The organism is Francisella marina, from assembly GCF_008369785.1.
In the GTDB taxonomy this organism is placed as follows: Bacteria; Pseudomonadota; Gammaproteobacteria; order Francisellales; family Francisellaceae; genus Francisella; species Francisella salimarina.
This window is the reverse complement of record NZ_CP043552.1, coordinates 62,249-86,191: the sequence shown is the minus strand read 5'-3', so window position 1 is coordinate 86,191 and position 23,943 is coordinate 62,249. Positions and strand designations below refer to the sequence as shown.

The window sequence follows — 23,943 nt, the reverse complement described above, 5'->3', positions numbered from 1 at the left end:
TCACTTACTTTTTTACAATTTCTTCCTTTTTCTCTTCAAGAAAGTTAGTAATCTTAGAACATTTATCTTGTACAAAATTAAACAGTTCTGTGCCTGTATCTTCATCTTTAAACATCTCAACAATATCTTCATTGCTAAGCTGGTACTCTTTCCCTTTTGTATCTTTAACACCAAGAACAATACTATTAGCATAAGCAAAATACAAAGCTTGCAACACTTGCTCTTCGTTCTTGCCAGACTTAATCTCTTTTGAATAATGCGTATTAATATCTACAACTTTCTTTGCAAACTCTTTATTTTTCTTAGCACATGATATTTTTACTTGCCCCATGTACGCATCATCAATATAGAAATCAAACCATCTACCTTTTGTTTGCTCTTTATCTACTTTTAGATTAAATATTTTAGACATTTTATTTGCTCCTAATGGTGCTAGAATGGGAGCTACATTCCAGCATTATTAAACTCTAAAAGCTCCGAGAAATTTAATTAAACTGCTTCTACTGATTGGAATGACATTTGATATCCTAGCTCTTTATTTTCTGAACTTGTAAATGTGCATGCTTGCGTTACACTGCTTTCATCATTACCTCTATCACCAAGAGTTAGTTTGATTGCTGGTAAATTGAAAAGTAAAACTTGATCGTTATGTTGATTAACACGTAAATAATTGAACTCTTCATTATTACGAGCCTTCTCAATAAGAGTAGGATCATTTAAAAACATTGTCATATCGCCAGTAACTTCAAAATCTCCTACAACCACTAATGCATCGTAGTAATAACCATCAGCAGGCTTAGAAACAACATTGTTGTTAATATTTACAGTTGATGATGAAATATAGTTAGTTCCTGATTTTTCTTCACCATTAAATACTAATCTTTCAACATTTGATGAAGTGTTAAATATTTGAGAATCATAAAGTGTTGACTCTGTTTGACCTGCAAGTTTTGAACTTAATGGCTTAGTCATCTCCTTACCAACTGTCGTAATCTCAACATCAACTCTATCCTTAGCATTAAAAGACATATTAAAAGTATTAACAATATGATTAGTTGAATATTCATACATTGTTGGCGTTGTATCTGTTTTTTGATATAGAGAGAAAGTATGTCTAACATCACTATCAAACAAATAATCTCCCCATATAATTTGAATTGTTCCAGTCTCTCCAGAATTCCATCCACTTGGTAAAGTATCTAGAGTAAGCTTATTAGCTTCTATTTTTGTTATTCTCACCCAATTACTATTAGCACCTGTAGAGAAGCCTATAAGTTTAATATGTACACCAATAGCTAAACCTAAAGATGTATAATCCAGTATTGTTGAATCAATACCATCTACTAGAGTATTAATATCGCTTGCATCTGCTTGCACGCCGACTTTAACTAAATCTAACCCAACTATAGCGTTTGTTAATACTGTATCAACTGTAATAGTGACACCGTCAACATCAACATCAGTTACAACAGCTTTAGAACCTCTACAAGCTACAACATCATCTTCTGCAAATCCTGAGTTATCAGCAACAACAATAGATGTGCCACTTACAGATGTTATTTCTGATCTATTTTGTTTAACCCAATAGCCACCTAGAGCAGCCTCTATCATATCATTATGCGTGCCATATTTAAGGCGTGTAGTAAAGCTACCAGATGCAGATTCACCAGTTACTATATTTCCTGAACTACGGCGTTTATTACCACGTAAACCAACTTCAGCTTCTTGTGATTCACCACCAAATAAAGCTTCACCAGGTGATATTTCTAACAATTTAAATTCTGGACTTGTTGGAGTAGTTCCCTCAACAATTTCTTTAATATAACCTATTTCGCCATTATTCCATGAAGCCATTTATTAACCCTGCATTTATTTAATTACAGAATTATTTTAAATAGAGTAATAAATGTCGGATTTTGAGACTATATTGAAACTGATCTACGAGATATTATTTGATATGGAGCTTCTATAACTGCCATGTCATACATTTGATCTTTTGATGTTGCAGATTTTGCATTAAATAATACATTTGGAGTTAAAGGATTTAATTGTATCGGCAATAAGTTTCTTTTATTAAGAACTTCTTGAATATTATAAACAGCATCGTAACGCCATGCACTAGCACTTCTCATCTTTTGTCTACATTCAAAAACAATTAATATATCTTGATAAAAACTTGCCTCATTAGAGCTAGTTAAAGTTGTTTTCTGCTCAAAATCATTAATAAGCTGAAACTTTATGTTAATATAATGATCTGCTGGAGAATCTGGAATATTATCATCAAAGTAAACAGTATAAGATGATAGCTCGTTAGCAAATGTAGTTTGTAGATTGCGTATAATGTCGCTATATAAACTCATTAAACACCCCTTAATTGAGCTTTATAGCCTATTAAAGTATTAGCTGGCTTTATCTCCTCTAAGCTAATAATCTCGTATGTTTTGCTATTATCTATTTCTCTTATTCTGTCGCTATACTTAATAGCTTCATTTGCTCCGAAAATAGCCATAACATCACCAGCTTTGATTGTGGTGTTATTTATTTCTGTAGATTTATATCCAACAGCTATGCATTTAGTCTGAACTTCAAAGCTAGTAGTTGCTTGATCTATTCCAATACCAGTTATACTAGTACGTAAGATATTGATATCACGACCATACTTATCGACGTTATTAATAAGTTTTGTTACATACTTAGAATAGTCGTAAGCCATTAATATGTCCTCATGATATCAATAGAACCAAAGCCACCACCACTATTTTTAGTTAATGATTTAAGATACTTCATAGCTGACTGGAAGTATTTTTTAGTATATGGAGTAATAGTAAAACTATCAGTATCATAAGTTTTGGATTCCTTAATAGCTCCTGCTATTTCAATGCTTTCAGCTTGTAAAGTACCATCCGTATTTGCATAATCATAATTATTATCTAGATCTTGAGCAGATGCTAACACAGCAAACTCATATTGTGCTTTCTTGAGCTGTTCTGGTATACCAGTAGCTTCTACACCATCTATATATAGATATTCTCTAGGAAAAGCTGTGTTTTGATCCGTATCTGATAATCTAGAACCTTTGAAAGTATAATTGTTTTCTAAGTAGTCAAAAGCCTTGATAATAGCATAACCCTTTTCATCAGTTGTTAATGCTGACCAAGTAGTATTATTTCTATCTGCAAAGTAAGTATCAGCTTCTGCTACAGTTATATAGCTGTTAGCATTAGAGATACTACCATCATCAAGCTGTTCTATTATCGTAGGCATATTTATTACTCTTTATTTTTTTTAGGTTTAAGAGTTTTTAAAACAGCTCTAGCAACTGCTCTAATAAGATTCAAAAGAAACTCTTTAAGCTTTTGCATTTGCTTTTTCTGCCTCTTTCTTCTGTCTTTCCTTTTCTTTCTCTTGCTCAAATTGTCTTATCTCAACTAAAGAAAGTTTTTGACCTTTTTTAAATTTAGACATATTTTGCTCCATTAATTATTAGTCGTTTACTTGGAAGAACGCCATAGGAACGTTTTTACGTTGCCATACTCTATCCCAGTTAGTAGCTAATTCTAAATCAGCCAAACCAGCTTGACCACCAGTTAGAGTCAGAGTATTGCTAGTAAATGTAAATCCAAGTGGATGGATAATACCACTGTTTCTATATATTAATATATCTTGACCTGAACCATTACCAGCAAGCTCTTCACGTTGCATAGCTGATTGCGATCTCATAGGTACATTAGCATAAGCAAAAGCACCTGAGCCAAACACAATACCGGTATAAGTGATTCTGTTAGTACCTGCTATTGCTGGAAGATTATCATCTACGATAACTCTCATACCGTTATAAGTTTCAATAGTGAAACTACCATCAGATACACGCTCAAAGCTAGTAGGATCTTGTTTTAGCATTCTTGTATATACCTTTGAATGGATAGCAATAGCTGACACATTGTTCATGTGATCGCCAAGAGTTGATTTAGCTTCAAGTATCACATCTCTTGATACTCTCTCAGCATCTGTAACAGCACCCACAGCATCAGTGGCAACAGATACAACCATATCGCCTGAATAGTTAGCTACGTTGTCAGCTAAAACACCTAGAGCAGAATTAATTACTCTTGATTGCTCTAAATTAGCCCAATAGCCGCCTATTCTTGAAGTTACAGCCTCTACAGGGTCTTGACCTTGTTGTAAGTTTTGCATTCTAGCCAAGTCTGAGAAAGAGAAAGTTCTATTTAAGTCATATCTTCTGTATCTCATTACTTGAGACTCTACTTTCTCTGGAGTAGCGATTATTGATAGGTCATCAGTAGAACCATTCTCAACACTGAAATCCATTGGCTTATATTGAGTAAGCTCGCCAACAGTTCCACCTTGTGAAGCCATGCTAGCAAGTGTAGCATCATTAGCCATTACGCCTGACTGTATAAAAGCGTTCTTTTGAATTTGTGCTTCTTGAACTAATCTATTAAAAACTAATGGATTGTATAAATCTTGTAATCTAGTATCAGCCATTTTTTTATATTCCTTTTATTATTGTTTGCTTAACTGTATGTAAAGCTCTGGATTTTCATTAGCGAGTTTTGTTTGCTCACTTGCTGTCATTTCTTTAAGTGATTTTGCTGTACCTGTATGCGATCTATTGCCGATAGCTCCGCCACCTGATGCATGAGATACAACAATGTACTTACTTAGTCTTTCATCACCCTTTAATTTTTCTTTTAGTTGATTGATAGATAGCTCTGCTTCACCATCAAAAGCAGACACGCTCTGCGAGTCTTCGTTGAAACGTAAATATTTAGATACATGTGGAGTGAATAGCTCTGCATCATTACCAAATAATTCACTAGCAACTGATAATGTTTGCCTCTGAACTTCTTTATCAGCTATAGCCTTTTTAAAATCTTCTAGTTGTGTTTTCCACTGTTCGCTTTCAGACTTATATTTATTAGATAAAGATTCAAAATCTTCTCTACTGGCTAACTTCTCATCTTCTAAAGCATTAAGCTTGTTTTGCAGATCATCAAACTGAGCCTTAAGCTGTTTCTTTTCAGCTAACAACTTATCTTTAGTATTAGCTAAACCATTAACTTCATCTTTCTTAACAGCATTAAGCTCATAACCATCATCTGATACTTGATAAAGTTCTTTAAGCTCATCTGGTAAGCTATCAAACTGCTCTTGTGTAATTGGCATTAATATTCGCTCCTATTTTTAGTAACGAATAAATGTTAAATCTGTTTAGAAAAGTCGGATTTTGAGCTTGTTATAGAATATAAAAGATTGTATATCGTACGATATAGTTGTATAGTATTGTACATATAAGCAATCAGTTATTTATATTTGAGCAAATGGTTGATAGGTATATAAAAAAGGAGTAAATTATGAGTTATAATATAAGTTTTTTTAAAGATAATATTGCTGATAAGTATGCTTCGATGATTAAAGATTTATCTATAACTTGTACTGATTATATAAATAATCCAAACTTTAAACAAAGTGATGCTAGATATCATAATGAAGCTGTTAAGACTGATAGTAAAAACATGAGAAGAGATTATGACAAAGCACTCACCACTTTCAAAAAAGACTCCTAATCAGCAACATCAAAAAAAAGTAATTGGTTCAGCTACATATTCAGCACCACTCCCTGAAGCATCGCAATTTGAAAGATACGAAGCTACTTGTGAAGGAGCTGGTCAAAAGATTATTGACTATATGATGTTGGAGCAGGAAGGTAGGCATTACAATGATAAAAAGCTGTTAGATATAAAACAAAAACAGACTGATAATATATATAAAGTATCAGTTAAAAACATAAGGCTTAAGACACTAGCAATCATTCTAGGATTTGTACTAATTGCTTTAATGATAGGAGTATCAACTTTTCTAATTATCAATAATCATGAAATATTGGGTTTTATTTTTGGTGCTCCAGCCATAGCTACAGTTCTATATGCTTTCTATAGCATTTTAAAAGAAAATAAAGATCAAATATCGACAAATAACCCCAATTGACATCCTCCCACAAATAGCTTAAATTAAAGTGTTGTTTAATTTTTTTGAGTAATTATGAAAATAAGAAGAAAATATTGTAAAAATTGTAAAGACTATGTTAAAGCTGAAGCTCCGCAAACTAGAATTGTCTTTCATTTGTTAATGACTTTATTAACTGGTGGTTTATGGCTTATTGTGTGGCTATTAGCTGGTGGTTCATCTAAATATAGATGTAGTCATTGCGGTACTGTATGTAGATAGTATCTTGACAAATAAATAATTCTCTTTTATTCTTTCTAGTGGGTGTCGTAACCCTTAACAGGTTGTTTGTGTAAAATTCAAAAGTATATCCCCTTAATCTTTTTGATTTCGGGTAGTGATAGAAATAAAATACCCATCAAGGGGAATACTATCAAATCCGCCTGTAGGATTACGAACTGCCCGATTTATCAATATCGTAAAAATACAGGAGACAATCATGTCAAATTTAATAATCGCAAATCAAGAAGTAAAACAAGTTAATGGCCTGTACTGTCTAAACGACTTTCATAAAGCTGGTGGAGGAAGTAATCAACATAGACCTAGCATATTTATGTCTAACAAGCAGACTAAAGAGCTTATTAATGAGATAGAAGCCGAAGCAGGAATTATTGCTTCGAGAACTGTAAAAGGTGGTGATATAACTAAACAAGGCACATACGCATGTAAAGAGCTAGTATATGCTTATGCTATGTGGATAAGTCCAAAGTTTCATTTATTTGTAATTCGTACTTTCGACAATTTAGTTAGTGAACAAATGAAAGAAGCTGAACAAGAACTATTTCATAAAGAAAGGACTATTAAATCAATGTCTGTTAGATGGGCTAATGATAGAGAAGAGCTAAGAGAATTTAAAGAATATCACCATCAAGAAATATCTAAATGGCAGTATGAAGTTGAGCAGATGAGAAAAGGCAATCAATCAAAATTTGAAATGAAAGATACTAAGTACATAGAAAAATATACTATTGGATATCTTGCAAGTGGTAAAACTAATTTAGATAATCTTCTTAAAGCAATGCAATGTTATGGTGTTGAAGTAAGAGACTTTGTAAGAGATTGGAAATCAGCAATTATATTTTTAAATATATTAAGAGATAAAAACAGACTTCTACATAATAGAGCCCAAATGTTAATACATGAGTACGAAGAGACTACACCGACTATCTACTCACACGAACTAGTTGGGCTTTGTTAATTTATAAATTTGAAAATAATTCTCTAAAATTCCGTAAATATTTTATTCTGATACATTTCTTTGTTAATATATCCAATATAGTAGTTATTTACTATAAATAAATTATAGGAGGCTAAACATGAATGTTAAATTTATAACTAACTTGTTTACTTTAAAGAAAAGAAAATTATATAGAAGAGTTGATATTTCTAAAGAAGTTTATATAAAGCCTTTAAGAATTGTTGACTTTAATTATAGTATAGATAGTAGCTTTGAATCATCAATACATAAAATAAATTTAATGCAAAACAATATAAAAGACTCTCTATCTCAATGCACACGGGTTGCATATGACAAAACAATCTAATAATCCAACTAAATTCCAAATATCTAAAACATCTTCTTTGCTTCCTAGTGCTTCAGAGTTAGATTTACTCAATAAAATTAATCCTAAACTTGTAGATACATATGATAATTATGTTAACAAACAACATGATCATCAAATGCAAATAGATAAAGAAGCTCTTATACTAAAGAGAATGGAATTAGATGCAAATTCAAATATAGCATCTAATAATTATAAGCTTGCTGATAAAAATGCAGAAATAAAATTAAAAGAACAAGCTAATAAAAGTAAAGAAATTATTATGAATTTTATTTTAGATGTATTTATTGTTATGTGTATAATTTTTATGGTATGTTTTTGTATTGTCGCAGCTATATATTCATATGCGCACGGATATAAGAATCTAGGAATAGCATTGGCTTCATTTCCTGTTGTAGCCATAGTATCTAGCATAGTTTCAGTAGTTATAAGTAAATATAAATATTCAAATAGATAACCTCTCAAAATCCGTATTTCTAATCTAATCTTATCATCTCTGCACTAACATTTATCGTTTGGCTTAGTTAAACTTAGCGATGTAAAATAATTAAAGGTGTCTAAGAAATGTTAAGATTATGCAGAAAAGCTCTTTACTGACAAGCCGGAGTATTAAACAGCGTTATAGTGACATTAATTACAGGTCGAGTGTTTACCCACTTAAAAAAAGGTTGCTGATAAGTTTTCTACATGAACAATTTATTTATCTTGGTACAGGTCACTTATAGGCTTGTCATAAGACTAGTTGTATAAATTATAACAACTCATCATACTTAACTTTCAACTGAGCAACACTTAAAGGCTTACCTGAACTATCTACAAACTTCTCTAACTCAACACCATTTTTAAATAGCCTATATTTTGTTGCTCCTAAAGCTTCTTTTTGAAACTCTACTGATTGATTTTTTAAAAAAGTATCATATCTCTGATTTCGTGGTATTTGCTCTACTCCATCACTTCCTACAGCTGGCTTAGTTTTTCCTTGAGTAAAGATATCGTATTCATCTTTAATTACTGGTATTATTGTTGACCTGCAATTAGGGTGAAAAGGAGGAACTGGAGCTTCACCAACATTATATACCTTATCTTCTGCACCGTAAGCTTGACATATTGGCGAAGTTCTAGAGTCAAATGTAACGTTTATTTTTTCACCAGCTATATATTTACTATTGTTTTTATAAAAAGACTCTCTGGCACTATTAGCAACACCATTTAAAGTCGTTCTAGCTATTGTTTGAGCAGTCTTGGCACGCTTATTAAAGAAACCATTATTATAATTAAAATCTTTAGTTCCTATTATAAGATTACTCAATTCTTGTTGCGTGAGCCCTTGAGAATATGCAAGTCTTGCTAACTTAACAATCTCTTCTCTTTGTTTGTATGCGTAATTGTCTAAAAACTCGTTAACCGTTTGATTAACTACAAATGATGATGATACCAATGTAGACGCTTGACTTGCTGTAAGTCCTGTAGCTGTAATACTTTTAATTGTAGCCTTATTAAATGACTTTTCTAGCTGTTCAGCTTCAGCTAAAGCGAAATCAGTTAGTACTTCTTGAAACTCTTGTTTAATCTCTGATAAATCATCACCTGTATAGAATTTATTAACTATTTTTTTAAGGTTGTTTATTTCTCTTTTTGTCTTAATTTCATGTTTTGATATATAAGCTAATAACTCTTTTTCTAGCTGAGAATCTTGATTAGTCAGTATATTACGTAATGTACCAAGTAGCCTTTGGTTTAAGACATTACGTTTAATAAGATCATTTTCAAAAGCATTGGACATTAGATATCCTCTTGATTCATTAACTCACGATCATTACTAAGCTCTATTTCTGCTATAATCTCTTCATCTTTCTTGTCTTTGCCTATGATACCAGTTCTTTTTTGATAATCTATAACAGCACTTTGTGGAGTATTTCCAATTGAGTAACTAGCATTAAGAGATTGTAGTTTTTGAGCATCAAACTCCTCATCGCTAAAGTTAGTTGATATGTGAAACTCATTATCATTATATTTTGGATTAGTAGACTCAAATTCTAAAGCGATATCAAGAGCCATTTTAACAGCTTCATTAATATTATTGATTACATTAGCTAGAGTGGCATTCTCTGTGCTTGCTTTTATTCTTGTTGTAGTGGCTGTCTCTTGCACGCTATCACGTAATAATCTAGCACCTGAAGCTATCATCTTATCTTCAAGATTCTTGATCTCTTGAGATAAAGCACTATCACTACTAACCTCTAAGAAATAAGCTCTAGTATCTCTAGGGATACAATTAGCGCTAGTTGCTCCTAATTTAATCTGGTCAATATCTTCTCTATCTTCTCTATCTACACCCTCAATAAACAAACTAGGTAAAGCTTGAAAGTGCATCTTTATAGCATTATCAGCATATAATTGATAATGTTTAATATTAAGAACAGCCAAATCATACATTGGCGACTGATCTATAAGGCTATTATTACAATCTGCACCAACAAGAATAAAAGGTATATACTTAAATGGTTGGTTTTTAGCATTTCTAGGCTCAAAGATGTCAATTAAAACTTCATCTTTATTGTATACTTCTTGGATGTAATTACCATTGTCTCTATCTATTCTAAGAACTCTGTATTGATCTTCATACTCCACTTTAAATTCATCTCCAGCGACTTCTTTTTCTACACATTCTCTAAGCACAACCATACTAAGCATTGACTTAGCGCCAATCTTAGTTTCTCGCCAGTTGATAATATTAAATGTAGAGTAATATTGTAAAGTAGCTCTTATGTAGTTTTCTTCTTTCTGCTTTATGGTCGGTGATTCTTCAATATTTGGATAATCCACCAATATTCCACATCGCGCATAAGCTAGATTTTCACTAGTACATTGTTTAGCAAATTGTTGTAGTGTTTCACCTGTGCTTGTAGCATCTTCTAGTAAATACTCTATTTCTTTGGCTAATTTAATGTGTGGCTTATCTCTAAAAGCCAAGCCTAACAAAGCATCATGGGTACGCCCAACAACGTTATAGAACATTGCCAGATTAAGATATCGCTGATAAAAAGGATCATCTGTTTTTTTATTTTCAGCACCATTAGGAAAAGGCAGGTACTCAGTAGTAGCTTTTTTAATAGCTTTATCGCCGATGATACAATCACGTATCATTGACCATGTTTCATGGTTAGATGTATACTCTTTTTTAGCTTCAGAAACTGACATTAAAAATCTTTGATAAAAATACTTATAGAGAGTTTAAGACAAGTCTTACCATACGGATTTTCGAGACCTGCCAATAAAGCCATTTCTTTTTTTCATTAAAGGTTCTAAAGCGTATCTAATAGCATCTATACAATGATTATGCTTATCTTCAAGAGTAGTTAATATATCATCAGTTCGCTTATCAACTTTGTAGCTGTATAAACTAAACTCTTCTGCTGTTTTCTTACATTTTGGATGTATTATTATTTCATCGAAAGACTTCATGAATGCTATACCATCCTCAACACTTCCTTTTCCTTTTTCAACTGCAGTCATTCTTGGTATACCATGTCTTTTTAGATAGCTTATTGACTCTGGTCGCGCATTATCAGCCCTTACTACATATTGATCTATATCTGGTATGTGATTTTTAATATATTCAGCCGTGTAATCTAACTCTAAACCTACCTTATAAGCTTCCTCGTAAATGTATAATCTATTATCTTTGATATATAATCTAATTGCTGTTGTAGGATCTTGAGAAAATCCAAAGTCTAAACCATGTAATGGACTAACAAAGCTATTATCAATATCAAAATGATCTACTTTGAACTTACCTTTGAATACTTGAGCATCGCTTATTATTAGAGGTTCACCAAGCCATATATGTCTATATAGTTCATAATCTGCTTTTTCTTGCCAAGCTCTTTCATCTTCTAAAACATCAGGGAAGTGTATATTCTCATCAAAGTTTATTTTTCTTACATAGCTCTTTGGTGGTGGATTATTGACTATAAAGTCTTGATAAATAATTCCATTGATATCTTTAGGGTTAAATGTAATATATATCTGTGAGTTTTCTTCTCGTATAGTTGGTTTAATTATTCTCCAACTTTCAGCAGATAATGTTTCAGCCTCCTCAATCCACAAAGCAATAATGTTAGCCATAGACTTAATGCTTTCTACATTATGTTTTAATCCCTTAAAAATAAACTTTGAGCCTGTGCTATTATTTCTTATCTCATTATCAGTAATTGTGAAATATTCATCAAGGTTTAGTCTTTTGATTGTTGCTTTAATTAATCCATGTACAGAATCTTTTATCGAGTTTTGAAATTCACGACCACAAAGAATTACTTTATTTGTCCTAAATGACTTAATTATTAATATTTGAGCAATTTCCCAAGATTTACCACCACCACGACCACCATATAAAACAATGTAGCGATATATATCACCATCTTTTAAAGCTTCTAAAAATGGCTCTTGGACATCAAATTCCATATCATTTATTGGTTATTGGATTTATTATTATTTCAGGTATTTTTGGCGACATAGATCCATCGCTTGATTTATGGTCTACAATTTTGTCAGCTTCGAAACCGTGCATTTTGTTTAATTCTTTAATTGCATTGATTCTATCAGTATCTTTTACTGCTATTTGCATTTTTTGATTACCATTATCATCAGCAAAAATCAAAACTCTATCATCTAAAGCTAATCCTTTTAGTACTTTAACAGCATCTTCTCTTGTCCATAAATTCTTATCAGCTAGCTCTTTTTTTAATTCCTCTACCCTAGCCAAAACCTTACCATTTCTTAAAATACTGCTAGCTTTGTTCCACACTGCTGATTCTGTCCACTTTTCAGCCTTGGGATAAGCAATTTTATAAGATTGAGTAGCATTACCACACTTAACATATTCTTGTGCAAATATCTCCTGTTGTGGCGTTAGTTTACTCATCTCTTTTGCTCCAGTTTTAATATCTCTGCTTGTTGCTGTGGGTTAGGCAACTTATAAGCAATAGTAACTATTCCAGAAGCTATCGCTATAAATGTTAAAAGTATTACTCGACCCCTTGTTAGGTACTTGGTAATAATATTGCTTGTCTCTTCTTTAACTTCTTTATTTGTTTCGAGTGTAGTTATTCTGCTATCATGATTTTTAAGTATTTTTTCTGTGGTACTTATTCTATGCTCATGACCTCTAACATCTGCATGAATCTCTCCAAGCTTGTAATAAACATCACTAGCATTTATCTCATTATTATTTGTCATTACCAAGCCTCTTGATTGTACGCTCTCTAACCATTCCTCCAAGCCAAAATATAAATACTAATATCAAGGCATTAAAGTTATTTTCTATAAAGCTAAATATCCTATTTTGTATAGTCTCGGCAAAATTAATTACACTTGCTGTGTAAGTGTCATCATCTGTAGCTGTTTTTGTATGTGTTGATGATGAATTTTTACTTTGATCTTTGATATATCCAGCAACCTGCATTTTATCTTGAGATGTTTCATTTTCTTGCTTTTGAGTGGTTTCTGTTTTATCTACTATAGATCGTTCATAGCTTTCAGAATCACCAGCAGTTGCTTTAACACTAGCTTCTCCAACAGTTCCACCACTAGCACCACCTGAAATACTCTTAGAACCTATGCTTGGTAAACTATCAGGCATCATTGAGCAACTAGCAAGCAGGCTTATAATAATGCAAATAATAGAAAAAGTTAAAACTGCATCTAAAAAAGTATATTTCACTTGATAACCCTATAATTTATATAAAAAAAGCTAGCTTCAGACCACACCGCTAGCGAGTGTTGAGGAGGTAACAATGAAACCTTAGTCTTAACTTGATAAATTATAAGATATGTTGATTAGTGCTGATTTTATTTACCTAATCTAACAAAGACATTTGCGCCCTTTCATCTGTTTTTTTTGCCCAATAAGGATCATCCATATTAATTTGAGTTGAGTATGCAACCCTGAATCTTCGTAACAACTCTTTCTTATCGTCAAGCAATATCTCTAATGACTTAATGACTTTTTCAATAACATCTACATCATTTTCTGTAGCTATTACAGATTCTTTGATAATGCTTTTATCTTCTTCACTGTCGTATTTTTCTATCACTTCCACTGGTGATAAATGTAACTGTTCTCTTACATCTTCAAGGCTTAAACCATGCCAATTAACAATCTCCTCTTCTATGTATTCAAATATCTTCTCTGCGCTTAAATCATTCCACCAGCCATTATTTACTATCATACTTTTCATATTTTGATCCTTTGGTTGCCTGAGAATTAATTTTTATGGTCATCAGAACGGTATATCATCATCAAAATTATTAGCATTAAACTGTGGAGCTTGCTTATAATCTTGAGCAGGTCTTTGCGGTTGTGGCTGTGATTGTGATTGATTGGCACTAGATACAAAATCAAAACTTTCTAAAGTCATTACATTTTTGCTTTTTTTAGTTCCGTCTTTTGCTTCCCAGCTTTCTGTTTTGAGCTTACCAGTAACATATATTTGCTGTCCTTTTTTTCCGGAATACTGAGATAAAACTTCTGCTTGCTTACCAAAACAAACAAAATCCTGAAATAGACTTGATTCTTGATCTTTGTATTTTTCAGAACTAACAAAAGTACCTTTAGCTACAGACATACCTGATGCAGTTTGCGACAATTCGACATCCCTTACAAATCTTACTAATCCAATAATTTTCATTAACATTTTATTATCCTTATTTTTTTTAATTTTAAATCTTTATAACACGCCCACAACTAAGCATTATTTGATTATCTTCAAGCTCTACAGCATCGCCAACTATCTCGTTCTCAACTTTAACTTCATACTCACAATGAGCATCCATAAGACTGTTACAATGTTCTGTTTTTTCTCTAAATTTTTTGCTTTGTTCTTGTCTTAAATTATCAATAAAATTAAGCTCACTAGCTGAATCTTGCAAAGCATCATTAAACTGTTTATTTGTCATTATTTAATCTCCTTTGAAATCTTTCTTTTATGACACTTAGAACATAAATATTCAATTGTTTTGACTCTTTGAAAAATTCTTTTTTTAGGTGTGAAATGTTTAGCATCTTCAACTCCGCAATCATATGAACGCGATGCTGATGTTATTGCTCCGTGCAATCTACAAAATTCGTATTTGTCCATAATTAGCTTTTTATAAAATTTGCAATCTTTACAATCTTTAACCATTAATCACCTCATCAACTATTTCTTTCAACTCTAACAATGTGGTTGCTCTATACTCTTTCTTTTCTCCTTTCAAGATATTATTAACAACTGCTATATATTCCCTGCTATCAAAAGTCACATAGCTCTCACTAGAAACGCTTTTAACGGTCGTTAAAATTTTGTTATATAACTGTTGATTATTTAAACTACTCATATACTCCCACCATCGTATTTTTTGATCCTTATTAGTGTTTTACCTTGCTTAACTGGGCAAAGTGAAACTATCTCAGTCTTTACACTTCTTACATACTTCCAGTTATCATCTCTCAAAACTTTCGCCTTAACTAAGCCATCCAGAACAGTTTTATTAACATTATCAACATCCCTTAAACGCTTATCTTTCATATATAAATAAACGCTTATTTCTACTGGGTATTGCTCTATCTCTTTACTAGATAAAGCAGAATAAAATATCTCATCTCTAAATTGCTTATGTGCTTTTGATAGCCTTTGGCTACCGTTAGCATTGCGCTTATATAAATCATTAGCACTTGGCGGATATGCTGACACTGTGATAATTACTTCTGACATGATCAACCCCTATATACTACTTTCAGTAAATTTAGCCTTAGCACTCTCAAACAATAAATCAAAAGAATGTCCTGTACGACCCATTCGATTTTTAAGCACTCTCACGGTTACAACTTTTTCATCAAGCTTTTTCCATGTATTGATTAAGTCGGTATTAAATAGCTGTTTTTTATTATCGTAAATAGGCTCTCCCTCGCATAATTCATCCCTACAAGGCTCGATAGCTAATACCATTTCAGCAGAATATTCTAAATTACCACTTGCTTTTAATGAGCTTAAAGAAATACCTTTTTCATAGCTTGCACGGCTTAAACTAGAGATAGCTACTATGTAAGCTCCTGTTTCTTGTATAATGCTTTTAAGCTCGCTCACAGTCTCATTAATAGCTACGTATTCATTACCTCTACTTTGAGACTCTGGCAGTGTAGGAAGTATTTGGATATAGTCGATAAAAACTACTGGTGGCTTATTGTCATTAATCTTTGTTAATGCCTTAATGTCTTGTCTTAATTCAGAACCCCAGTTTTTACTAACTTGTTTGATTATTAGATTATCTGCAAAAGTGTTGAAGTCATTAATAGAATTAACGAAGCTGTCTATTTTTGGCTGAAATTGACAATCTTTAATTGTTAATATGTCATAGAAGCTAAGTTGCTGATATTTGCCACTTAATCTAGTAATAGATTTACTAAAAACATGACTATCTTGCATCTCAGCGTTAAGATATAGGACTTTATCGCCTCTCATTGCTATTTGGTCTGCTAATTGTGTACAAAAAGTACTCTTACCAAGCGAACTAAGACCTGTAACAATAGTTAATCCTGAGCTAATACCTTTAACTTCATTATCAAAGGCATGAAATCCAGTTTCTATTTTATTTTTTCTCTCTATATCGAGAGATTTTAGGTAATCTTTATATTTATTTTTAGCTGTTATATTCGATATATCATAAGTAACATAATCCTTTTCAACAGCAGTTAATAAGTTATTTATTTCATTGTATTCACTTATATAATCTTTAGGGCTTATATCATCTTTAAAATACTCTAAATATTCATTTATTAAGTCTTCTCTTTTTCTATCAGCTGTGGCGTTTCTTTCTGCATTAGAGATGATATTATCATTAACATCAAGTTGTAAATCATCAAGTATTTGCTCATACTTAGATGTGCTTATATCTCTTATGTCTTGTTTATTAAAGGATTTCATTTATTAACCTCATCAAGTAGTTTAAGTAGCTTTTTACAATCTCATCATTGTCGCAATTTCTTATAGTCATCTTGGATATTCTTTCAGATACTCTATCTATAGAACTAACGACCTTATACTGCTTATTGTCGCTATTCTTTATTGAACTTGAACAAGAGTTTAGATAAGCAACTATTGATTCATAATCTGATTTATTTCGATTACTAGAATACTTCTTTAGCATTGCTGTGCACTTTCTAATATCCTGTTTAGCAGTCAAGAAAGTATTAAACAAAGTTGTTTTTAACACATTTAAATTTTCCATTAGATACTACCTTTTAGCCTTATATATCCATCTTCGACCAAGATGAATTTGTTATCATGCAAATCATTAAACTTTTCAAAAGCCTGATTAGTTGTGAATCTATATCTGCGCAGATTGTTTAGATCTATCGGTTTAACATTTTGATTAATCTTGTACTTGTCGTTATGTTCTTTAGATAACCAGTTGTTAACTATCTTTAGCTTCCAGTTCTTGATAACGTTATTGTGTGAATCTTTCCAATCGTTAGAATCATAAGTCTCATAAACAATATTTGCTAAATCTTCAGAGTAGCCTTTGGATACGATAAAGCTAATAACGTCGTTTAATGATGGTTTATTAAACTGTTCTTTATATTTGGGTGTCATTTTGACACTAGTATTTTTTGTCATTTTGACACTAGTATCAGGGTCATTTTGACACTGGTGTAATTTTGACACTGGTGTAATTTTGACACTATCAAAAACTAATCTATAACAATTTTGATTCTTAAAATATTTCTTAGGGATATAGTCAGTTGAAACCTCTTCAATAAGACCTAATTCTTTAAGATTTTTTATTGATCTATAGATAGTTTTTCTTGAAGAAGTACATCTTTCTTCTAATGTTGCCCAGCTAGGATAAGAAACACCATCATCATTTGCATAATTAGCCAATGATAATAGAACCAACTTAGCTGATGATTGCTTAACATCTTGATTAAATGCCCAGTCTAATGCTTCTATACTCATTGCTTAACACCTTTTTCTAATTTACTTTTTTCTCTTCTTATTAGTGATTTAAGCCTTCTTATTAAATCCTTAACTACTTTTTTATGAAGATTATTAGAGTTGTATATTTTGTGATATCTTAAATTTTGTCTTGTTTCACCAATTCTTTTAGCTACTATTGACTCATTGCCCACTAAATTAGAAGCTTCTTTTATTAAGTCTTCAAGATTCATGTAAGTACCCATTCATTTAACTTTACATAAATATTACATCAAATGTAAAAAATAAGCAAGATTTATCTACTAAAACTTTACAATTATTTGTTAATTTTTTGTAAAGCGTATTTTACACATCTACATTTTTTTGATATTATTTCTAGTGCCCTAATTAAGGAGATATTAGCTATGAAATTAACTGGCGATTTAATATCACAAAGAATGAAAGAGCTTAAATTAACAAAAATGTATGTATCTAAAACAGTAGGTACAAGTAGACCTACTCTTGATTCTTGGATAGATACAGATAAGAAGCCTCACGATGATACATTAGATAAACTTCTAGATGTATTGGATTTATATAAAATTGGTACGGATGTTTATAAAAAAGAGGAAGCTACCAAGCAGGACTTTTACAATCTTTCAAAAGAAGCTAAAAAAGTTATTTATGCTCCAGTTCTTGATTACGTACAAGCTGGACACTTCACTAGCTTGTCTAATATAGATACTTCTGAACTTGAGCAAATAATATTACCTCCAAATGTTGATTTTGACCCAGACAAAGACTTTATTGTTAAGGTTAACGGCGATAGTATGCTAAATAAATCTCATAAGAAATGTTTATACCCTGATGAATATCTAGTTGTAGACACTAAGAAAAATTATCACATTGGGGATATTGTTGTTGCCTACATAGAGGGCAATAATGAAGCTACTGTAAAGCTTCTTACTGGAGAAGTTGGCAATATGTATCTAGAACCATTAAATGAAAAGTATTTAGGTCGCGATGGCTTTGTAATACCTAAAGGTAGTCAAGTTACTATCAAAGGTGTTGTTAAGGCTGTTATACCACCAGCAAGACAGTTTATATCTTAACAAACCCTTTCTTATCAAATTCTTTTTTATCTAAAAATTTACACATATTTGGATAGTTATTGTCACATTCTGCTTTTGCTAACTCATGCAATATTGCAGATGATGTGTAAGACTCAAAACACAAATATGATAATTGAAGTATAATTATTGCTAGTAATATTGGGATTAGTTTTTTCATTTTTTACCTAAATCAGGACATGGAACAATTATTTCCACATTGCAGTCATCGCAGCGATATTTATAATCTTTATATACACCTCTAGCAAATTCAGGGATTTTATTATTTATTACAAAATCAGTAAATCTCATTTCTTTCCCACAATTAGTGCATTTCTTGTAATCAGCAATTTGTGACTGTTTAGATAATTCATTTAGCTTTTCATGTAACTCAAAAATTTTATCATAAGCATCATTAAGATTATGTTTCATTTCAAGCATATAATCTTCTAGCTCCGATATTTCTTTTTTACTTATTTTGCCTTTGTTACGTATATTGTTTAGCAGATTGAAAGCTTCTTTAGTTAACTTAATCATAGCTAGACCCTGTGATGGCTCCATGAATATATCCCTTACATTTTTAAGTTTATCTTTAATATAAAGTATATAGTCTAGGTCTAAGTCATTCAATTCATTATTAATTACCCTATTTATAAAAAATTCTTTTTTGCATTGCTGATAAAATAATTCTTTATAGGCTTCATCTCTTTTCTGTATCTCTGTCATTTTTTAAATCCTTAATTTTCAATTTTCACAACCATTCAACACCTTTATTTTACAGCAGTTAAAAATATTTGTGTAAATTATATGTAAATAAATTACAATTATTTTACAATTTTTGTTGACAATGTGTAAAGTGAGCTTTACAATATATTTACAGTTAGTCGAGTGATGACAACTAAAGAAGATACTTAAAAACCTAAAACCTGAATGATAACCGAACAGAGCGACATAAATAGAGTTTGTTGCTAAGTAAGTGAAAGATAAGGTTGCTAATTACATTAGTAGATAGCTTGCGAATTTATTAATTTACAGGGCGCAATGCGAGCTATCCATTAATGTAACTAGAACCTATAAATGATGCTCTATTGATTTACACACACAACCGCACAACACGTGGAGCATCACTTATAAGTTTTATATAAAAGGAGATGATTATGGATAGTACACAAATAGCAATAGAAATGATTAAGTCGTTTCTTAGAGATACCGAGCATGAATTTGATTTTAATCTTTTAATTGAGAGTTTTGAGAGAGTTAATCATCAAAATGAAAGACTTAAAAGAGTTATTCGAGATGCAAATAATGTCATGGGAGATATTGAGGATGCTGTTAGATTTTTTGATTTTGGAGATGAATTATGAGTACTAGAAACATTATAGACCTATCAGAATTTTACGAGATTGAGCTAGATAACTTAGAAGTATCAAAGCTTGATGATGAGCAGATGAAAACTTTCTTGTCTGAGTGTCTAGATGAAGAAGTTGAGAATATTTGGCACATTATTTTAGATTTCAATAAAGGAACTCATAGTATGCACTTAATCGACTTCGATAATGGTTATTTGAATGATGACCACGAAATAGAAATTAAGTTGAGTGATAACTTAATTGTTAATGCTTGGGTAAATATCAAGTTCGATATTGATTACAACTGTAATAACCCTCGTTACGATAATTCAGGTTGTTATCACGATTACAGAGCGTACTCAGTATTAATGAAAAAATTTGAAGTAGTAGAAAATAAAAACTTGCCAGCATTGGTGGCTTAGGAGATGTTATGAAAAATATAAATTAACAAAAGAATTTAAATTGGATTTTTTAGGTAGAAAGATTTTTAGAATAAAAGCTTTAGTAAGTTTTGGCAACGTTATCAAAGGCGAATTAGGAGGTTTTATTAGTAAAGAAGATAATCTAAGTCATTATGGCGATGCTTGGGTTTACGACAATGCTTGGGTTTCCGGCAATGCTAGGGTTTTTGGCGATGCTAGGGTTTACGACAATGCTTGGGTTTCCGGCAATGCTTGGGTTTACGACAATGCTTGGGTTTACGGCAATGCTAGGGTTTTTGGCGATGCTAGGGTTTTTGGCGATGCTAGGGTTTCAAAAAAAGTACTAAGTATTAATTATGAAATATACAACATTACTGCTACTGATAATCACATAAAAATAGGTTGTGAGAATCACACATTTGATGAATGGTGGAATTTTACCGATAAAGAAATTATAGCCATGGATGGTAAAGAAGCCTTGAAGTGGTGGAGAAAATGGAAGCCTATATTGAGACAGATTTTGGAGGTTAAAGATGAGTAAAAATAAAATAAGAGTTGAAGCGTATATAAATAATGAAAAAGAAGAATGTGGGTGCATGATTATTTGCGATGATTTAGATCTTGGTGAAGAAATTTATTTTGAAGCAATCGAATGGATTAAGAACAAATATGGTTTAAGTGGTGATTCAGATGCTTAGATTAGAACAAAGATACTTATTAAGAAAAGGTAATGTTTACGTTGTCTATGATGATAAAAACTACTGGAAAATTATTAAAGATTTTAAATCTAAAAAGATAGCAAGTATTTATCTTTTTGTTAAGAAAATGTTTAGGAGAGGTTATTGAGATGAGAAATTTATACAACATAAATAGTGAACTATACGAGATGCTAAACAACTATCTTGAAGTAGATGAGTTTAGCGTAAATTCAGAAACTGGCGAAGTCCACACACAAGAAGAATATCAGCAAATGCTATCAGATATTGAAATGAAGCGAGAGGATAAGATACATAACATCTTGCTTTATATTGAGTCTGTAGAAGCTGAAGTTGAAGCGCTATCAAAGAGAATAAAAGCTATACAGCAAAAGAAATCAGTAAGAGCTAATCAAGTAGAAAGACTTAAAAAATATCTTTTAGATAATATGCAACAAGGTGAGAAACATGATTTTGATGATATATCCATATCAGTACTTAAAGGTCTTGAAAGGGTCGAAATTGATGATGAGGCAAAGATACCTACTGACTTCATGAAAGTTGAATACAAACCAATTAAAGCAGACTTAAAGAAAGCTTTAAAGCTAGGCTTAGATATACAAGGTGTAAGGCTTGTAAGAGAGCACAAGCGAATTGTTATTAAGTAGGTGATTATTATGAACATACAACACCCAGCTAATCCGTTTTTTCAGATGCCTACATTTAGGCAGTTAAGAAGTTTAAGCAAACAAGACTTTAAAAAGTTTGCAGATGAATATAGAGAGTTTAACGGAGTTAAGAAATGAGTAATTTATATCAAATTTCACATGAGCTTGAGCAAGCTATCAATAACATTCTTGATTTAGATGACATGGTAGCAAATACTGAAACTGGAGAAGTTATAAGCAAAGAGCAATACAATGAGCTTTTAGATAAGCTTCAAATGGATAAGCAAGAGAAGATTAAAAACATATTGCTTTATATTAAGAGCTTAGAGGCTGATTCTTTAGCGATTCAGCAAGAGATTAAAAGACTTCAAAATCTTAAAAAGACTAAAGATAACCTAGTAGAAAGGTTAAAAGATTACGTTCTTGAGAATGTCAGTCAAGGCGATAAGTTCGATTTTGGAATTATTAAATTATCTGTACCAGCAGGTATTGAAAAAGTTGTCATAGATGATGATGCACAGATACCAAAAGACTTGGGTAAGATTGAATTTGTACCTAACAAAACATTGATTAAAAAAGCTTTGAAAGCTGGACAAGATATTCTTGGAGCTAGGCTGGTTAATGATGATAAGAGGTTGTTGATTAAATAATTATATAAGGGTTTATGAAATGGATTTACATAGCGAAAACATTAATGAGATTGCAACATCATTATGCAAAGCTCAAAGCGAAATACAAAATGTGTCAAAAGATAAGCAAGCGTACGGTTATAAGTATGCTGATTTGGCAAGCTGTTTAGAGGCTTTAAGAGAGCCTTTTGCTAAAAATGGGCTTAGTGTTACTCAATTAATACAAAGCCATGAAAATGGCAAGCAAATGCTCGTTACTATGCTAATGCACTCTAGCGGGCAATGGATTAAGTCATATTTTGACCTAGAAAATGTGCCAATGAAAAGTTGTAATAACTTACAACAGCAGGGAGCAGGTCTTACTTATGCGAGAAGATATTGCTTGAGTGCTATTGCTGGATTAACTCAAGAGGATGATGATGCTCAAAGCATACCAAAGCAAAGTAGCAGTAAACAAAGTATTCAAAAGGATGAGGATTGGTATTCTTGGGATGATTTTTCAAAAAACAAAAGCGCATGGTCTCAAGCTATATCAGATGGTAAGTTAACCAATGTTGCAGTTATTGAAAGAATTGAATTATCTGGTAAAAAAATCGCTGGTAAGATGCGAGATCAAATAATGAGTTTATAGTCGACATGGAGGAGGTATCCAACAATGAGTAAGTTTATAAAATTACACCCTTATGGGACTGATTATGCGGTGTTTGTGAATATCAATAAGATATTTGCATTTCATCATGATATTGAATTTAACGGTACTTGGATTAGGTTTGGCAATAAAGAAGATGATATGTATATGGATTATGAGCCTTGTAATGAAGATGATTCTAATATTTGCTGGGTAAAAGAAACGCCGGGGCGGATAATGAAACTTATTAATGAGGTGTGTGATGATTAATCAAGTTAAATTAAAAGAATTAAGCCAAGAAATATCCATATCAAGAACTGCTCTTAATTACCGAATTAGGGAGCTTGGTATATATCCTAAACAGCATGGTAATGGTGGTAGATGGTACAAATATGTTACTGAATCTGAAGCAAAAGAGATACAGGAGTTCATAAGAAAAAATAAATACAGTAGAAGAAATTTTGTTTTTAATAATAATATTGTTGAAGTAAAAAACGATATGACTTGCTTAGAGCTTGCTAACCTAATGGGCGTTTCTAGACAAAGTATTAACAACTATATTAATGATTTGAATTTGCAAACTTATGAAGATATAGCACCTGCTGGACATGGTAGAGCTAGATTTATACATAAAGATGATATCTATAAGATATGTAAGCATAAAGAAGAAAAAGACAAGCTTTATGAAAATAATAGAATTAACGGTATTAAGATGTCATATCTAACTAAAGAGGAAGAATTGGCAAGAATTAACCCAGCTAACATAGTTGCAAAACTAAAGCAATCAAAGCATTTTAATATTTTTAACAAAAAATTTAGCAATTATAAGCTTGTGAGAAATGAGCATCTTTGTATAGATAATGGGTATGGGTTGGAAAAAATATCATAAAGCTTATTAAGG

42 protein-coding genes are annotated in these 23,943 nt (G+C 31.7%); 17 read left to right on the top strand and 25 right to left on the bottom strand.

Annotation, left to right across the window (positions count from 1 at the left end):
* Window positions 1-4 precede the first annotated feature (4 nt).
* The 7 genes from F0R75_RS00510 to F0R75_RS00480 form a co-directional block, all read right to left on the bottom strand.
* Window positions 5-412, bottom strand: a complete 408-nt coding sequence (locus F0R75_RS00510; protein WP_149377153.1) for a hypothetical protein — start codon at window positions 410-412, stop codon at window positions 5-7.
* Between the two features lie 77 nt (window positions 413-489).
* Window positions 490-1,854: a phage tail tube protein gene (locus F0R75_RS00505; RefSeq protein WP_149377152.1), complete on the bottom strand. Its 1,365-nt coding sequence runs from the start codon at window positions 1,852-1,854 to the stop codon at window positions 490-492.
* A 68-nt stretch (window positions 1,855-1,922) separates the two neighbouring features.
* On the bottom strand, window positions 1,923-2,360 hold the full coding sequence (locus tag F0R75_RS00500) for a hypothetical protein (RefSeq protein WP_149377151.1): 438 nt from the start codon (window positions 2,358-2,360) through the stop codon (window positions 1,923-1,925).
* Window positions 2,360-2,713 carry a hypothetical protein gene (locus tag F0R75_RS00495; RefSeq protein WP_149377150.1) on the bottom strand — a complete coding sequence of 118 codons (354 nt, stop codon included), beginning with the start codon at window positions 2,711-2,713 and terminating at the stop codon, window positions 2,360-2,362. Before F0R75_RS00495 ends, F0R75_RS00500 begins: the two co-directional genes overlap by 1 nt.
* Complete coding sequence (locus F0R75_RS00490) at window positions 2,713-3,264, bottom strand: DnaT-like ssDNA-binding protein (RefSeq protein ID WP_149377149.1); 552 nt, start codon at window positions 3,262-3,264, stop codon at window positions 2,713-2,715. Before F0R75_RS00490 ends, F0R75_RS00495 begins: the two co-directional genes overlap by 1 nt.
* Before the next feature lie 219 nt (window positions 3,265-3,483).
* Window positions 3,484-4,506: a hypothetical protein gene (locus tag F0R75_RS00485; protein WP_149377148.1), complete on the bottom strand. Its 1,023-nt coding sequence runs from the start codon at window positions 4,504-4,506 to the stop codon at window positions 3,484-3,486.
* A gap of 18 nt (window positions 4,507-4,524) precedes the next feature.
* Window positions 4,525-5,187 (bottom strand): hypothetical protein, encoded by a 663-nt coding sequence (locus F0R75_RS00480; protein ID WP_149377147.1) that lies wholly within the window; start codon window positions 5,185-5,187, stop codon window positions 4,525-4,527.
* Window positions 5,188-5,375: 188 nt separating this feature from the next.
* Here F0R75_RS00480 and F0R75_RS00475 point away from each other — a divergent pair, with 188 nt between their 5' ends.
* The 5 genes from F0R75_RS00475 to F0R75_RS00455 all read left to right on the top strand — a co-directional run bounded on the left by F0R75_RS00475 (window position 5,376) and on the right by F0R75_RS00455 (window position 8,046).
* Window positions 5,376-5,588, top strand: a complete 213-nt coding sequence (locus F0R75_RS00475; protein ID WP_149377146.1) for a hypothetical protein — start codon at window positions 5,376-5,378, stop codon at window positions 5,586-5,588.
* Window positions 5,551-6,009: a DUF2335 domain-containing protein gene (locus F0R75_RS00470; protein ID WP_149377145.1), complete on the top strand. Its 459-nt coding sequence runs from the start codon at window positions 5,551-5,553 to the stop codon at window positions 6,007-6,009. The genes F0R75_RS00475 and F0R75_RS00470 overlap by 38 nt, the downstream gene beginning before the upstream one ends.
* Window positions 6,010-6,063: 54 nt before the next feature.
* Window positions 6,064-6,249 (top strand): hypothetical protein, encoded by a 186-nt coding sequence (locus tag F0R75_RS00465; protein ID WP_149377144.1) that lies wholly within the window; start codon window positions 6,064-6,066, stop codon window positions 6,247-6,249.
* A gap of 217 nt (window positions 6,250-6,466) precedes the next feature.
* Window positions 6,467-7,225 carry a KilA-N domain-containing protein gene (locus F0R75_RS00460; RefSeq protein ID WP_149377143.1) on the top strand — a complete coding sequence of 253 codons (759 nt, stop codon included), beginning with the start codon at window positions 6,467-6,469 and terminating at the stop codon, window positions 7,223-7,225.
* Between the two features lie 329 nt (window positions 7,226-7,554).
* Window positions 7,555-8,046: a hypothetical protein gene (locus tag F0R75_RS00455; protein ID WP_149377142.1), complete on the top strand. Its 492-nt coding sequence runs from the start codon at window positions 7,555-7,557 to the stop codon at window positions 8,044-8,046.
* A gap of 294 nt (window positions 8,047-8,340) precedes the next feature.
* On the opposite strand, the gene F0R75_RS00450 is transcribed toward F0R75_RS00455, so the two are convergent.
* The 16 genes from F0R75_RS00450 to F0R75_RS00375 all read right to left on the bottom strand — a co-directional run bounded on the left by F0R75_RS00450 (window position 8,341) and on the right by F0R75_RS00375 (window position 17,808).
* The gene (locus F0R75_RS00450) at window positions 8,341-9,372 is read right to left on the bottom strand and encodes a minor capsid protein (protein WP_149377141.1); all 1,032 of its coding nucleotides are present in this window, start codon (window positions 9,370-9,372) and stop codon (window positions 8,341-8,343) included.
* A complete protein-coding gene (locus F0R75_RS00445) occupies window positions 9,372-10,790 on the bottom strand; it encodes a DUF4055 domain-containing protein (protein WP_149377140.1) in 1,419 nt (472 codons plus the stop codon). Before F0R75_RS00445 ends, F0R75_RS00450 begins: the two co-directional genes overlap by 1 nt.
* Before the next feature lie 45 nt (window positions 10,791-10,835).
* Window positions 10,836-12,053 (bottom strand): PBSX family phage terminase large subunit, encoded by a 1,218-nt coding sequence (locus F0R75_RS00440; RefSeq protein ID WP_149377139.1) that lies wholly within the window; start codon window positions 12,051-12,053, stop codon window positions 10,836-10,838.
* A 1-nt stretch (window position 12,054) separates the two neighbouring features.
* Window positions 12,055-12,513, bottom strand: coding sequence for a terminase small subunit (locus F0R75_RS00435; RefSeq protein ID WP_149377138.1), 459 nt, complete (start codon window positions 12,511-12,513; stop codon window positions 12,055-12,057).
* Window positions 12,510-12,827: a hypothetical protein gene (locus F0R75_RS00430; protein WP_149377137.1), complete on the bottom strand. Its 318-nt coding sequence runs from the start codon at window positions 12,825-12,827 to the stop codon at window positions 12,510-12,512. Before F0R75_RS00430 ends, F0R75_RS00435 begins: the two co-directional genes overlap by 4 nt.
* Entirely contained in the window at window positions 12,817-13,311 is a 495-nt protein-coding gene (locus F0R75_RS00425) for a hypothetical protein (protein ID WP_149377136.1), read from the bottom strand. Before F0R75_RS00425 ends, F0R75_RS00430 begins: the two co-directional genes overlap by 11 nt.
* 136 nt (window positions 13,312-13,447) lie before the next feature.
* Window positions 13,448-13,828, bottom strand: a complete 381-nt coding sequence (locus F0R75_RS00420) for a hypothetical protein (RefSeq protein WP_149377135.1) — start codon at window positions 13,826-13,828, stop codon at window positions 13,448-13,450.
* Between the two features lie 42 nt (window positions 13,829-13,870).
* The gene (gene ssb / locus F0R75_RS00415) at window positions 13,871-14,284 is read right to left on the bottom strand and encodes a single-stranded DNA-binding protein (RefSeq protein ID WP_149377134.1); all 414 of its coding nucleotides are present in this window, start codon (window positions 14,282-14,284) and stop codon (window positions 13,871-13,873) included.
* A 25-nt stretch (window positions 14,285-14,309) separates the two neighbouring features.
* The gene (locus F0R75_RS00410) at window positions 14,310-14,546 is read right to left on the bottom strand and encodes a hypothetical protein (protein ID WP_149377133.1); all 237 of its coding nucleotides are present in this window, start codon (window positions 14,544-14,546) and stop codon (window positions 14,310-14,312) included.
* The gene (locus tag F0R75_RS00405; protein WP_149377132.1) at window positions 14,546-14,728 is read right to left on the bottom strand and encodes a hypothetical protein; all 183 of its coding nucleotides are present in this window, start codon (window positions 14,726-14,728) and stop codon (window positions 14,546-14,548) included. Before F0R75_RS00405 ends, F0R75_RS00410 begins: the two co-directional genes overlap by 1 nt.
* Window positions 14,729-14,765: 37 nt before the next feature.
* Window positions 14,766-14,966, bottom strand: a complete 201-nt coding sequence (locus F0R75_RS00400) for a hypothetical protein (RefSeq protein ID WP_149377131.1) — start codon at window positions 14,964-14,966, stop codon at window positions 14,766-14,768.
* Window positions 14,963-15,343, bottom strand: coding sequence for a RusA family crossover junction endodeoxyribonuclease (locus tag F0R75_RS00395; RefSeq protein ID WP_149377130.1), 381 nt, complete (start codon window positions 15,341-15,343; stop codon window positions 14,963-14,965). Before F0R75_RS00395 ends, F0R75_RS00400 begins: the two co-directional genes overlap by 4 nt.
* Window positions 15,344-15,352: 9 nt before the next feature.
* Complete coding sequence (locus tag F0R75_RS00390; protein ID WP_149368764.1) at window positions 15,353-16,552, bottom strand: DnaB-like helicase C-terminal domain-containing protein; 1,200 nt, start codon at window positions 16,550-16,552, stop codon at window positions 15,353-15,355.
* On the bottom strand, window positions 16,539-16,856 hold the full coding sequence (locus tag F0R75_RS00385; RefSeq protein ID WP_149368765.1) for a hypothetical protein: 318 nt from the start codon (window positions 16,854-16,856) through the stop codon (window positions 16,539-16,541). Before F0R75_RS00385 ends, F0R75_RS00390 begins: the two co-directional genes overlap by 14 nt.
* Window positions 16,856-17,584 carry a helix-turn-helix domain-containing protein gene (locus F0R75_RS00380; protein ID WP_149377129.1) on the bottom strand — a complete coding sequence of 243 codons (729 nt, stop codon included), beginning with the start codon at window positions 17,582-17,584 and terminating at the stop codon, window positions 16,856-16,858. The genes F0R75_RS00385 and F0R75_RS00380 overlap by 1 nt, the downstream gene beginning before the upstream one ends.
* Window positions 17,581-17,808, bottom strand: coding sequence for a hypothetical protein (locus F0R75_RS00375; RefSeq protein WP_149377128.1), 228 nt, complete (start codon window positions 17,806-17,808; stop codon window positions 17,581-17,583). The genes F0R75_RS00380 and F0R75_RS00375 overlap by 4 nt, the downstream gene beginning before the upstream one ends.
* Before the next feature lie 159 nt (window positions 17,809-17,967).
* Here F0R75_RS00375 and F0R75_RS00370 point away from each other — a divergent pair, with 159 nt between their 5' ends.
* On the top strand, window positions 17,968-18,654 hold the full coding sequence (locus tag F0R75_RS00370) for a LexA family protein (RefSeq protein ID WP_149377127.1): 687 nt from the start codon (window positions 17,968-17,970) through the stop codon (window positions 18,652-18,654).
* On the opposite strand, the gene F0R75_RS00365 is transcribed toward F0R75_RS00370, so the two are convergent.
* Together F0R75_RS00365 and F0R75_RS00360 are read right to left on the bottom strand one after the other, a co-directional pair.
* Window positions 18,644-18,832, bottom strand: coding sequence for a hypothetical protein (locus F0R75_RS00365; RefSeq protein WP_149377126.1), 189 nt, complete (start codon window positions 18,830-18,832; stop codon window positions 18,644-18,646). The genes F0R75_RS00370 and F0R75_RS00365 overlap by 11 nt on opposite strands.
* The gene (locus F0R75_RS00360) at window positions 18,829-19,377 is read right to left on the bottom strand and encodes a hypothetical protein (protein ID WP_149377125.1); all 549 of its coding nucleotides are present in this window, start codon (window positions 19,375-19,377) and stop codon (window positions 18,829-18,831) included. The genes F0R75_RS00365 and F0R75_RS00360 overlap by 4 nt, the downstream gene beginning before the upstream one ends.
* Before the next feature lie 431 nt (window positions 19,378-19,808).
* Between F0R75_RS00360 and F0R75_RS00355 the strand changes: the two genes are divergently transcribed.
* The 11 genes from F0R75_RS00355 to F0R75_RS00320 are packed head-to-tail and all read left to right on the top strand — an operon-like array spanning window position 19,809 to window position 23,931.
* Window positions 19,809-20,015 carry a hypothetical protein gene (locus F0R75_RS00355; protein WP_149377124.1) on the top strand — a complete coding sequence of 69 codons (207 nt, stop codon included), beginning with the start codon at window positions 19,809-19,811 and terminating at the stop codon, window positions 20,013-20,015.
* Entirely contained in the window at window positions 20,012-20,422 is a 411-nt protein-coding gene (locus tag F0R75_RS00350; protein ID WP_149377123.1) for a hypothetical protein, read from the top strand. The genes F0R75_RS00355 and F0R75_RS00350 overlap by 4 nt, the downstream gene beginning before the upstream one ends.
* Before the next feature lie 40 nt (window positions 20,423-20,462).
* Window positions 20,463-20,963, top strand: a complete 501-nt coding sequence (locus F0R75_RS10115) for a hypothetical protein (protein ID WP_188030137.1) — start codon at window positions 20,463-20,465, stop codon at window positions 20,961-20,963.
* Window positions 20,956-21,120 carry a hypothetical protein gene (locus F0R75_RS10110; RefSeq protein WP_187985973.1) on the top strand — a complete coding sequence of 55 codons (165 nt, stop codon included), beginning with the start codon at window positions 20,956-20,958 and terminating at the stop codon, window positions 21,118-21,120. Before F0R75_RS10115 ends, F0R75_RS10110 begins: the two co-directional genes overlap by 8 nt.
* The gene (locus F0R75_RS10105; protein ID WP_187985974.1) at window positions 21,113-21,268 is read left to right on the top strand and encodes a hypothetical protein; all 156 of its coding nucleotides are present in this window, start codon (window positions 21,113-21,115) and stop codon (window positions 21,266-21,268) included. The genes F0R75_RS10110 and F0R75_RS10105 overlap by 8 nt, the downstream gene beginning before the upstream one ends.
* A gap of 1 nt (window position 21,269) precedes the next feature.
* A complete protein-coding gene (locus F0R75_RS00340) occupies window positions 21,270-21,785 on the top strand; it encodes a siphovirus Gp157 family protein (protein WP_149368773.1) in 516 nt (171 codons plus the stop codon).
* Window positions 21,786-21,794: 9 nt separating this feature from the next.
* Window positions 21,795-21,923 carry a hypothetical protein gene (locus F0R75_RS10280; RefSeq protein ID WP_262875364.1) on the top strand — a complete coding sequence of 43 codons (129 nt, stop codon included), beginning with the start codon at window positions 21,795-21,797 and terminating at the stop codon, window positions 21,921-21,923.
* The gene (locus F0R75_RS00335) at window positions 21,920-22,435 is read left to right on the top strand and encodes a siphovirus Gp157 family protein (RefSeq protein ID WP_149368774.1); all 516 of its coding nucleotides are present in this window, start codon (window positions 21,920-21,922) and stop codon (window positions 22,433-22,435) included. Before F0R75_RS10280 ends, F0R75_RS00335 begins: the two co-directional genes overlap by 4 nt.
* A 19-nt stretch (window positions 22,436-22,454) precedes the next feature.
* Window positions 22,455-23,045: an ERF family protein gene (locus F0R75_RS00330; protein WP_149368775.1), complete on the top strand. Its 591-nt coding sequence runs from the start codon at window positions 22,455-22,457 to the stop codon at window positions 23,043-23,045.
* A gap of 24 nt (window positions 23,046-23,069) precedes the next feature.
* A complete protein-coding gene (locus F0R75_RS00325) occupies window positions 23,070-23,312 on the top strand; it encodes a hypothetical protein (protein WP_149368776.1) in 243 nt (80 codons plus the stop codon).
* Window positions 23,305-23,931, top strand: coding sequence for a YfeC-like transcriptional regulator (locus tag F0R75_RS00320; RefSeq protein WP_187985975.1), 627 nt, complete (start codon window positions 23,305-23,307; stop codon window positions 23,929-23,931). Before F0R75_RS00325 ends, F0R75_RS00320 begins: the two co-directional genes overlap by 8 nt.
* Window positions 23,932-23,943: the final 12 nt, after the last annotated feature.

Coding starts and splice junctions, on each gene's coding strand:
- F0R75_RS00510 (WP_149377153.1), bottom strand. CDS start 412: ATGTCTAAAATATTTAATCTAAAAGTAGATAAAGAGCAAACAAAAGGT.
- F0R75_RS00505 (WP_149377152.1), bottom strand. CDS start 1,854: ATGGCTTCATGGAATAATGGCGAAATAGGTTATATTAAAGAAATTGTT.
- F0R75_RS00500 (WP_149377151.1), bottom strand. CDS start 2,360: ATGAGTTTATATAGCGACATTATACGCAATCTACAAACTACATTTGCT.
- F0R75_RS00495 (WP_149377150.1), bottom strand. CDS start 2,713: ATGGCTTACGACTATTCTAAGTATGTAACAAAACTTATTAATAACGTC.
- F0R75_RS00490 (WP_149377149.1), bottom strand. CDS start 3,264: ATGCCTACGATAATAGAACAGCTTGATGATGGTAGTATCTCTAATGCT.
- F0R75_RS00485 (WP_149377148.1), bottom strand. CDS start 4,506: ATGGCTGATACTAGATTACAAGATTTATACAATCCATTAGTTTTTAAT.
- F0R75_RS00480 (WP_149377147.1), bottom strand. CDS start 5,187: ATGCCAATTACACAAGAGCAGTTTGATAGCTTACCAGATGAGCTTAAA.
- F0R75_RS00475 (WP_149377146.1), top strand. CDS start 5,376: ATGAGTTATAATATAAGTTTTTTTAAAGATAATATTGCTGATAAGTAT.
- F0R75_RS00470 (WP_149377145.1), top strand. CDS start 5,551: ATGACAAAGCACTCACCACTTTCAAAAAAGACTCCTAATCAGCAACAT.
- F0R75_RS00465 (WP_149377144.1), top strand. CDS start 6,064: ATGAAAATAAGAAGAAAATATTGTAAAAATTGTAAAGACTATGTTAAA.
- F0R75_RS00460 (WP_149377143.1), top strand. CDS start 6,467: ATGTCAAATTTAATAATCGCAAATCAAGAAGTAAAACAAGTTAATGGC.
- F0R75_RS00455 (WP_149377142.1), top strand. CDS start 7,555: ATGACAAAACAATCTAATAATCCAACTAAATTCCAAATATCTAAAACA.
- F0R75_RS00450 (WP_149377141.1), bottom strand. CDS start 9,372: ATGTCCAATGCTTTTGAAAATGATCTTATTAAACGTAATGTCTTAAAC.
- F0R75_RS00445 (WP_149377140.1), bottom strand. CDS start 10,790: ATGTCAGTTTCTGAAGCTAAAAAAGAGTATACATCTAACCATGAAACA.
- F0R75_RS00440 (WP_149377139.1), bottom strand. CDS start 12,053: ATGGAATTTGATGTCCAAGAGCCATTTTTAGAAGCTTTAAAAGATGGT.
- F0R75_RS00435 (WP_149377138.1), bottom strand. CDS start 12,513: ATGAGTAAACTAACGCCACAACAGGAGATATTTGCACAAGAATATGTT.
- F0R75_RS00430 (WP_149377137.1), bottom strand. CDS start 12,827: ATGACAAATAATAATGAGATAAATGCTAGTGATGTTTATTACAAGCTT.
- F0R75_RS00420 (WP_149377135.1), bottom strand. CDS start 13,828: ATGAAAAGTATGATAGTAAATAATGGCTGGTGGAATGATTTAAGCGCA.
- ssb (WP_149377134.1), bottom strand. CDS start 14,284: ATGTTAATGAAAATTATTGGATTAGTAAGATTTGTAAGGGATGTCGAA.
- F0R75_RS00410 (WP_149377133.1), bottom strand. CDS start 14,546: ATGACAAATAAACAGTTTAATGATGCTTTGCAAGATTCAGCTAGTGAG.
- F0R75_RS00405 (WP_149377132.1), bottom strand. CDS start 14,728: ATGGACAAATACGAATTTTGTAGATTGCACGGAGCAATAACATCAGCA.
- F0R75_RS00400 (WP_149377131.1), bottom strand. CDS start 14,966: ATGAGTAGTTTAAATAATCAACAGTTATATAACAAAATTTTAACGACC.
- F0R75_RS00395 (WP_149377130.1), bottom strand. CDS start 15,343: ATGTCAGAAGTAATTATCACAGTGTCAGCATATCCGCCAAGTGCTAAT.
- F0R75_RS00390 (WP_149368764.1), bottom strand. CDS start 16,552: ATGAAATCCTTTAATAAACAAGACATAAGAGATATAAGCACATCTAAG.
- F0R75_RS00385 (WP_149368765.1), bottom strand. CDS start 16,856: ATGGAAAATTTAAATGTGTTAAAAACAACTTTGTTTAATACTTTCTTG.
- F0R75_RS00380 (WP_149377129.1), bottom strand. CDS start 17,584: ATGAGTATAGAAGCATTAGACTGGGCATTTAATCAAGATGTTAAGCAA.
- F0R75_RS00375 (WP_149377128.1), bottom strand. CDS start 17,808: ATGGGTACTTACATGAATCTTGAAGACTTAATAAAAGAAGCTTCTAAT.
- F0R75_RS00370 (WP_149377127.1), top strand. CDS start 17,968: ATGAAATTAACTGGCGATTTAATATCACAAAGAATGAAAGAGCTTAAA.
- F0R75_RS00365 (WP_149377126.1), bottom strand. CDS start 18,832: ATGAAAAAACTAATCCCAATATTACTAGCAATAATTATACTTCAATTA.
- F0R75_RS00360 (WP_149377125.1), bottom strand. CDS start 19,377: ATGACAGAGATACAGAAAAGAGATGAAGCCTATAAAGAATTATTTTAT.
- F0R75_RS00355 (WP_149377124.1), top strand. CDS start 19,809: ATGGATAGTACACAAATAGCAATAGAAATGATTAAGTCGTTTCTTAGA.
- F0R75_RS00350 (WP_149377123.1), top strand. CDS start 20,012: ATGAGTACTAGAAACATTATAGACCTATCAGAATTTTACGAGATTGAG.
- F0R75_RS10110 (WP_187985973.1), top strand. CDS start 20,956: ATGAGTAAAAATAAAATAAGAGTTGAAGCGTATATAAATAATGAAAAA.
- F0R75_RS10105 (WP_187985974.1), top strand. CDS start 21,113: ATGCTTAGATTAGAACAAAGATACTTATTAAGAAAAGGTAATGTTTAC.
- F0R75_RS00340 (WP_149368773.1), top strand. CDS start 21,270: ATGAGAAATTTATACAACATAAATAGTGAACTATACGAGATGCTAAAC.
- F0R75_RS10280 (WP_262875364.1), top strand. CDS start 21,795: ATGAACATACAACACCCAGCTAATCCGTTTTTTCAGATGCCTACATTT.
- F0R75_RS00335 (WP_149368774.1), top strand. CDS start 21,920: ATGAGTAATTTATATCAAATTTCACATGAGCTTGAGCAAGCTATCAAT.
- F0R75_RS00330 (WP_149368775.1), top strand. CDS start 22,455: ATGGATTTACATAGCGAAAACATTAATGAGATTGCAACATCATTATGC.
- F0R75_RS00325 (WP_149368776.1), top strand. CDS start 23,070: ATGAGTAAGTTTATAAAATTACACCCTTATGGGACTGATTATGCGGTG.
- F0R75_RS00320 (WP_187985975.1), top strand. CDS start 23,305: ATGATTAATCAAGTTAAATTAAAAGAATTAAGCCAAGAAATATCCATA.